This is a genomic window from Burkholderia sp. BCC0397 (assembly GCF_902832865.1).
Taxonomy (GTDB): Bacteria; Pseudomonadota; Gammaproteobacteria; order Burkholderiales; family Burkholderiaceae; genus Burkholderia.
In genome coordinates, this window is sequence record NZ_CADFDL010000014.1 from 199,117 (window position 1) to 207,337 (window position 8,221).

Genomic DNA, 8,221 nt, shown 5'->3' on the forward strand with positions numbered 1-8,221 from the left:
CGATTAATTGCGGTCGAGATCGATATCGATACCGAGCGAGCGGATTTCCTTCACGAGAACGTTGAAGGATTCCGGCATGCCTGCATCGATGACGTGATCACCCTTGACGAGGTTCTCATAGACCTTCGTCCGGCCGTTCACGTCGTCCGACTTCACCGTCAGCATTTCCTGCAGCACGTAGGACGCGCCGTACGCTTCGAGTGCCCACACTTCCATTTCACCGAAACGCTGGCCACCGAACTGCGCCTTACCACCCAGCGGCTGCTGCGTGACGAGCGAGTACGGGCCGGTCGAACGCGCGTGCATCTTGTCGTCGACCAAGTGGTGCAGCTTCAGGTAGTGCATGTAGCCGAGCGTCACGCGACGTTCGAACATTTCACCCGTGCGGCCGTCGTACAGGCGGACCTGGTTCTTCGACGGGTTCATGCCGAGCTGTTCGGCGATGTCGTCCGGGAACGCGAGGTCGAGCATCTTGCCCATTTCTTCCTCGGTCGCACCGTCGAACACCGGCGTCGCGAACGGCACGCCTTCGCGCAGGTTCTTCGCGAGTTCGAGGATCTCTTCGTCGGTGAAGCTTTCCAGATCTTCCTGGCGGCCCGACTCGTTGTAGATCTTCGTCAGGAACGTGCGCATTTCCTCGATCTTCGCCTGACGCTGCAGCATTTCGCCGATACGCCAGCCGAGGCCCTTCGCGGCCCAGCCGAGGTGCACTTCCAGAACCTGACCCACGTTCATCCGCGACGGCACGCCGAGCGGGTTCAGCACGACGTCTGCCGGACGGCCATCGGCCATGTACGGCATGTCTTCGATCGGAACGATCTTCGACACGACACCCTTGTTACCGTGACGGCCTGCCATCTTGTCGCCAGGCTGCAGACGGCGCTTCACCGCGAGGTACACCTTGACCATCTTCAGCACGCCCGGCGGCAGTTCGTCGCCTTGCGTGAGCTTCTTGCGCTTCTCTTCGAATGCGAGGTCGAACTGGTGACGCTTCTCTTCGATCGAGTTCTTGATCGCTTCGAGCGATGCCGCTGCTTCGTCGTCCGCGAGGCGGATGTCGAACCAGTGGTAGTGATCGAGGTCTTCCAGGTAAGCCTGGTCGATCTTCGTGCCCTTCGCGAGCTTCTTCGGACCGCCGTTCGCGACCTTGCCCACCAGCATGCGTGCGAGACGCTGGAACGCGTCGCCTTCCACGATGCGCAGCTGGTCGTTCAAGTCGAGACGGTAACGCTTCAGTTCGTCGTCGATGATCTGTTGCGCACGCTTGTCGCGCTGGATGCCTTCACGCGTGAACACCTGGACGTCGATCACGGTGCCGCTCATGCCCGACGGCACGCGCAGCGACGTGTCCTTCACGTCCGAAGCCTTCTCGCCGAAGATCGCGCGCAGCAGCTTCTCTTCCGGCGTCAGCTGGGTCTCGCCCTTCGGCGTGACCTTGCCGACCAGCACGTCGCCCGCTTCGACTTCCGCACCGATGTACACGATGCCCGATTCGTCGAGACGGCCGAGCTGGACTTCCGCCAGGTTCGAGATGTCGCGCGTGATTTCTTCCGGCCCGAGCTTCGTGTCGCGTGCAACGACGTTCAGCTCTTCGATGTGGATCGACGTGTAGCGATCGTCCGCGACCACCTTCTCCGAGATCAGGATCGAATCCTCGAAGTTGTAGCCGTTCCACGGCATGAACGCGATCAGCATGTTCTGGCCGAGCGCGAGCTCGCCCAGGTCCGTCGAGGCGCCGTCGGCCAGCACGTCGCCGCGCGAGACCTTGTCGCCCATCTTCACGATCGGACGCTGGTTGATGTTCGTGTTCTGGTTCGAACGCGTGTACTTGATCAGGTTGTAGATGTCGACACCGACTTCACCTGCAACCGCTTCGTCGTCGTTCACGCGAATCACGATACGGCCTGCGTCGACGTAGTCGACCACACCGCCGCGGAACGCCTGGACCGTCGTACCCGAGTCGACCGCGCAGGTGCGCTCGATGCCCGTACCGACGACCGGCTTTTCCGGACGCAGACACGGCACGGCCTGACGCTGCATGTTCGAACCCATCAGTGCACGGTTCGCGTCATCGTGCTCGAGGAACGGGATCAGCGATGCGGCAACCGACACGATCTGCGACGGCGCGACGTCCATGTACTGGATACGGTCCGGCGTGACCATCATCGTTTCGCCGGCTTCGCGCGACGACACGAGTTCGTCGATCAGCGTGCCGTTCTCGTCGATCGCGGCGTTCGCCTGAGCGATCATGTAGCGGCCTTCCTCGATCGCCGACAGGTAGTCGATCTGGTCGGTCACCTTGCTGTCCACGACCTTGCGGTACGGCGTCTCGAGGAAGCCGTATTCGTTCAGGTGCGCGTACAGTGCGAGCGAGTTGATCAGGCCGATGTTCGGACCTTCCGGCGTTTCGATCGGGCACACGCGGCCATAGTGGGTCGGGTGCACGTCACGAACTTCGAAGCCTGCGCGTTCGCGCGTCAGACCGCCCGGGCCCAGTGCGGAAACACGGCGCTTGTGCGTGATTTCCGACAGCGGGTTGGTCTGGTCCATGAACTGCGACAGCTGCGACGAACCGAAGAACTCGCGGATCGCCGACGAAATCGGCTTCGAGTTGATCAGGTCGTGCGGCATCAGGTTTTCGCTTTCGGCCTGGCCGAGGCGTTCCTTGACCGCGCGCTCGACACGCACGAGACCCGCGCGGAACTGGTTTTCCGCCAGTTCACCGACGCAACGCACGCGACGGTTGCCGAGGTGGTCGATATCGTCCACTTCGCCCTTGCCGTTGCGCAGCTCGACGAGGATCTTGATCGTCGCGAGGATGTCGTCGTCCTGCAGCGTCATCGGGCCGACGATCTCGTCACGGCCGACGCGACGGTTGAACTTCATGCGGCCGACCTTCGACAGGTCGTACGCTTCTTCGCTGTAGAACAGGCGGTTGAACAGGGCCTCGACCGCTTCTTCGGTCGGCGGCTCGCCCGGACGCATCATGCGGTAGATCGCGATGCGCGCGGCCGTCCGGTCCGTCGTTTCGTCGACACGCAGCGTCGACGAGATGTACGGGCCCTGATCCAGATCGTTCGTGTAGAGCGTCTGGATGTCCTTGATGCCCGCTTCGCGCAGCTTCTCGAGCACGCTTTCCGTGACTTCGTCGTTCGCGCTCGCGATCACCTCGCCGGTGTCGCCGTCGACGACGTTCTTCGCCAGCACGCGGCCGAGCAGATAGTCTTCCGGCACCGAGATGAACTTGGTCTTCGCGGCTTCGAGGTCGCGAATGTGCTTCGCGTTGATCCGCTTGTCCTTCTGGACGATGACCTTGCCGTCGCGATCCGTGATGTCGAAACGCGCGACTTCACCACGCAGGCGCTCGGGCACGAACTCGAGTTGCGCGCCTTCGTCCATCAGCGTGAAGTTGTCGAACACGAAGAAGTTCGCGAGGATCTGTTCCGGCGTCAGGCCGATGGCCTTCAGCAGGATCGTGACCGGCATCTTGCGGCGACGGTCGACGCGGAAATACAGGATGTCCTTCGGATCGAATTCGAAGTCGAGCCACGAGCCGCGGTACGGAATGATCCGTGCCGAGAACAGCAGCTTGCCCGAGCTGTGCGTCTTGCCCTTGTCGTGTTCGAAGAACACGCCCGGCGAACGGTGCAGCTGCGAGACGATGACACGCTCGGTGCCGTTGATGACGAACGAGCCCGTCGGCGTCATGAGCGGAATTTCGCCCATGTACACTTCCTGCTCCTTCACTTCCTTGACGACCGGCTTGTTCGGCGATTCCTTGTCGAGGATGACGAGGCGGACCTTCGCGCGCAGCGCGGAGCAGTACGTCAGGCCACGCTGCTGGCATTCCTTGATGTTGAATGCCGGCGAGGACAGCGCATAGCTCACGAACTCGAGGCGCGCGAAACCGTTGTGCGAAACAATGGGAAATACCGATGTGAACGCGGCCTGCAAACCTTCGGGCTTGCGTTGTGTCGCCGGCACATCGGCTTGCAGAAACGTGCTGAATGATTCAAGCTGGGTAGCCAGCAAGAACGGAACTTGGTGAACGATGGGGCGCTTCGCGAAACTCTTGCGAATGCGCTTCTTCTCGGTGAAGGAATATTGCATACGATCTCCGAATCACGGCGGGTGCTATCGAGGCGGAATACCTGGACGTTTCAAACCCGAGTGTTCACCGACTGAGACCCGATGGCCGTTCGACGGCTTGAACGAGCCGAGAAGCTTGGTGGTTGGCCGCTACCAACCGCTGGCTGACGGCAGCGGATGCCTGTGTTGCCCGCTACCCGACCAAACTTGCCTTCTGCAGTCGCTTCAGAAGACAAAGAGAACCGCCAATCGTGAGTGATTCATCACAACGATCAGGCGGTTTTCTTTGGCTTCTGGGGCCGATTATTCGGGCTCCCGAATGAGTGCCAGAATAACGTCCCCACAAAGCACAAAAAGGCCGGCGGTGAAAATACCGCCAGCCTTCGCACAGCGCGCCGGAACTTACTTGATTTCGGCCTTCGCGCCTGCGTCTTCCAGCTTCTTCTTGGCTTCTTCAGCAGCAGCCTTGGCGACGCCTTCCTTGACAGCCTTCGGTGCGCCGTCAACCAGGTCCTTCGCTTCCTTCAGGCCCAGGCCCGTCAGTTCGCGAACGGCCTTGATGACCGAAACCTTGTTGGCGCCTGCTTCTGCCAGAACGACCGTGAATTCGGTCTGCTCTTCAGCAGCAGCAGCAGCACCGCCGCCTGCCGGGCCAGCGACTGCCACTGCAGCTGCCGACACGCCAAACTTCTCTTCGAACGCCTTGACCAGTTCGTTCAGTTCCAGAACGGTCATCCCTTCGACTGCTGCCAGGATGTCTTCTTTTGCGATTGCCATTTGAAATACTCCTAAATTGAATTCGGATACAGCCAGCGATCAATGACGCTGATGCACGTTCGATTACGCAGCTTCTGCTTGCTTCTTCTCGGCCAGCGCGGCGAGAGCACGCGCGAAGCCCGAAACAGGCGATTGCATAACGAACAGCAGCTTCGAGAGCAGTTCTTCGCGGCTCGGGATGCTTGCCAGCGCTTGCACGCCAGCCTTGTCCATCACCTTGCCATCGAACGAACCAGCCTTGATGACCAACTTGTCATTGCTCTTGCTGAAGTCGTTGACGACCTTAGCAGCAGCAATTGCATCTTCCGAGATGCCGTAGATCAACGGGCCAGTCATCTGCTCTGCCAGCGGAGCAAACGGCGTACCTTCGACAGCGCGACGCGCCAGCGTGTTCTTCAACACGCGCAGGTAAACCTGTTGCTCACGCGCTTTCGCGCGCAGCTTGGTCAGATCGCCAACCGCAATTCCACGATACTCAGCCAGCACAACGGTCTGGGCCTTCGCGACTTGCGCGGAAACCTCAGCGACGACGGCTTGCTTGTCTTCTCTATTAAGCGGCACGGTTAGCCTCCAGAAACGATACGTTGGGCGTGGCCGGCATGGCCGAAACCTCACGTACCTCGTTCAACAACGGCGTCCGACCTCGTTAGGAGTATTTCCACCTCACGCCGCGAATCGCTTCGCGGCCTGCGGCTTCACCACTGCAAAACTTTTTCGGGTTCGCCATCTGCGTTGGCTTGAATTAAGGGATCGCCTGACTGCTGCGCCCCACCAACGGTCTTTGATAACCGGTTGTTCGCCTTGCTGCACGAACAACCGCCCAAAGCCCATGTAGGCCGCTTCGCGAACGAAGCGACCCGAATACTTGCTTACTGTGCTGCCAGCGTAGCCTGGTCGACACGCACGCCGACGCCCATCGTGCTCGACAGTGCGATCTTGCGCAGGTACACGCCCTTGCTCGTTGCCGGCTTTGCCTTCTGCAGCGCTTCGACCAGCGCCGACAGGTTCGAACGCAGCGCGCTCGGCTCGAACGATGCACGGCCGATGGTCGCGTGAATGATACCGGCCTTGTCGACACGGAATTGCACCTGACCAGCCTTCGCGTTCTTGACGGCGGTTGCGACGTCCGGCGTGACCGTACCGACCTTCGGGTTCGGCATCAGGCCGCGCGGGCCGAGGATCTGGCCGAGCGTACCGACGATACGCATCGTGTCCGGCGAAGCGATCACGATGTCGAAGTCCATCTGGCCAGCCTTGATCTGCTCAGCCAGGTCTTCCATACCGACGATTTCCGCGCCTGCTGCACGAGCCTGCTCGGCCTTCTCGCCTTGCGCGAACACGGCAACGCGAACCGACTTGCCCGTACCTGCCGGCAGAACGACCGAACCACGAACGACCTGGTCCGACTTCTTCGCATCGATGCCGAGCTGGACTGCGACGTCGATCGACTCGTCGAACTTCGCGCTCGCGCATTCCTTCACGAGGCTCAGTGCGTCTTCGATCGCGTACAGCTTCTGACGGTCGACCTTGGCGGCAAATGCCTGACGGCGCTTGGAGATCTTAGCCATTTACACGCCCTCCACAGTGATACCCATCGAGCGTGCGCTACCAGCGATGGTGCGAACGGCTGCGTCCAGATCAGCTGCCGTAAGGTCCGGCATCTTGGTCTTCGCGATTTCTTCGGCTTGAGCGCGCGTGATCGAACCGACCTTGTCGGTGTGCGGCTTGCTCGAGCCCTTGTCCACCTTCGCCGCCTTCTTGATCAGGACGGTCGCCGGCGGCGTCTTCATCACGAACGTGAAGCTCTTGTCAGCGAATGCCGTGATGACCACCGGCACCGGCAGACCCGGCTCCATGCCTTGAGTCTGCGCGTTGAACGCCTTGCAGAACTCCATGATGTTCAGGCCGCGCTGGCCCAGTGCCGGACCGACCGGCGGCGACGGGTTGGCTTTACCTGCAGGGATCTGCAGCTTGATAAAGCCGATAATCTTCTTTGCCATTTGAAACCTCATTGGAACGCCGGAGAAGGCGTTCGGTGAGTGATAACGCGCTTTCGCCGCAGGCTACTGACGCTCCTCAACGGCCATGACGCGGGCCGTAAGCGCGAAGGTGGGCAGCCGAGGCTGCCCACCGAATCGGGATCAAACTTTTTCGACCTGACCGAACTCGAGTTCGACCGGGGTGGAGCGGCCAAAAATGGTGACCGACACACGCACGCGCGATTTCTCGTAGTTGACTTCTTCGACGGTGCCATTGAAGTCCGTGAACGGGCCTTCCTTGACACGCACCATCTCGCCGACTTCGAACAGGGTCTTCGGGCGCGGCTTTTCGACGCCTTCCTGCATCTGCGACATGATCTTCTCGACTTCCTTCGGGGAAATCGGGGTCGGGCGGTTACGTGCACCGCCGACGAAACCGGTGACCTTCGCGGTGTTCTTCACGAGGTGCCACGTTTCGTCCGTCATTTCCATTTCCACCAGCACGTAGCCGGGGAAGAAACGACGCTCGGTCACAGCCTTGTGGCCGCCTTTGACTTCGACCACTTCTTCGGTCGGGACCAGGATCTGACCGAATTTGTCCTGCATGCCAGCACGTTCGATGCGCTCCTGAAGCGCACGTTGCACGCTCTTCTCCATACCGGAGTAGGCGTGCACGACGTACCAACGTTTTCCGCTCGGGGATGCCGGAGTATCGCTCATATCATTTCCAACCCAGAATCGCCGAGAAAATCACCCATTCGATCGATTTGTCACTCAACCAGAGGAAAATCGCCATCACGAGCACGAAACCGAACACGACGAGTGTGGTTTGCGTTGCCTCCTTGCGGGTGGGCCATACGACCTTCCGGACTTCCTTGTACGAATCCTTGGCAAACGCGATGAGACTCTTGCCAGGGGCGGACATCAGCCCGACGGCCACGCCAGCGATGATACCTACCGCCAACGCGGCACCGCGGACATACCACTGCTGATTGGCCAGCCAGAAGAAGCCCACGAATCCGGCCAAGACCAACAATACGCCCAGGGCCAGCATCAGCTTATCGCCGGAGGTATTTACAGTTTCGACGGATGGATTCGCCATAACACCTTAAAACAAATGCCACGTAGGACACGTGGCTATTTTTTGGCAGGGGCAGAGGGAATCGAACCCCCAACCTTCGGTTTTGGAGACCGACGCTCTGCCAGTTGAGCTATACCCCTAAACCATGTTGGGGCCGGCTGCTGCCAGCCCCAAAACTGTCGATCAACGAATAACTGGCTTACTCGATGATCTTGGCGACGACGCCGGCGCCGACGGTACGGCCACCTTCGCGGATCGCGAAGCGCAGACCTTCTTCCATCGCGATCGGAGCGAT

At 60.4% G+C, this 8,221-nt stretch carries 7 protein-coding genes, 1 tRNA gene and 1 pseudogene; all 9 read right to left on the reverse strand.

The genetic code is table 11. The features are described from left to right. Nucleotides 1–3: 3 nt before the first annotated feature. The gene (gene rpoB, locus HWX03_RS30770) at nt 4–4,110 is read right to left on the reverse strand and encodes a DNA-directed RNA polymerase subunit beta (protein WP_175824369.1); all 4,107 of its coding nucleotides are present in this window, start codon (nt 4,108–4,110) and stop codon (nt 4–6) included. 381 nt (nt 4,111–4,491) lie between these two features. Beyond that, a complete protein-coding gene (gene rplL, locus HWX03_RS30775; RefSeq protein ID WP_047899578.1) occupies nt 4,492–4,866 on the reverse strand; it encodes a 50S ribosomal protein L7/L12 in 375 nt (124 codons plus the stop codon). Between the two features lie 63 nt (nt 4,867–4,929). Then, nucleotides 4,930–5,427 carry a 50S ribosomal protein L10 gene (rplJ, locus tag HWX03_RS30780; protein ID WP_021161756.1) on the reverse strand — a complete coding sequence of 166 codons (498 nt, stop codon included), beginning with the start codon at nt 5,425–5,427 and terminating at the stop codon, nt 4,930–4,932. Between the two features lie 308 nt (nt 5,428–5,735). Continuing rightward, nucleotides 5,736–6,434, reverse strand: coding sequence for a 50S ribosomal protein L1 (rplA, locus tag HWX03_RS30785; protein ID WP_174434631.1), 699 nt, complete (start codon nt 6,432–6,434; stop codon nt 5,736–5,738). Continuing rightward, nucleotides 6,435–6,866 (reverse strand): 50S ribosomal protein L11, encoded by a 432-nt coding sequence (gene rplK / locus HWX03_RS30790; protein WP_006477201.1) that lies wholly within the window; start codon nt 6,864–6,866, stop codon nt 6,435–6,437. Nucleotides 6,867–7,007: 141 nt separating this feature from the next. Then, complete coding sequence (gene nusG, locus HWX03_RS30795; RefSeq protein WP_006400672.1) at nt 7,008–7,565, reverse strand: transcription termination/antitermination protein NusG; 558 nt, start codon at nt 7,563–7,565, stop codon at nt 7,008–7,010. A gap of 1 nt (nt 7,566) precedes the next feature. Beyond that, entirely contained in the window at nt 7,567–7,947 is a 381-nt protein-coding gene (gene secE / locus HWX03_RS30800) for a preprotein translocase subunit SecE (RefSeq protein ID WP_006482892.1), read from the reverse strand. Nucleotides 7,948–7,990: 43 nt separating this feature from the next. After that, nucleotides 7,991–8,066: transfer RNA gene (locus HWX03_RS30805), tRNA-Trp, on the reverse strand. A 59-nt stretch (nt 8,067–8,125) separates the two neighbouring features. Further along, nucleotides 8,126–8,221: pseudogene (locus HWX03_RS30810) on the reverse strand (elongation factor Tu); the annotation flags it as partial.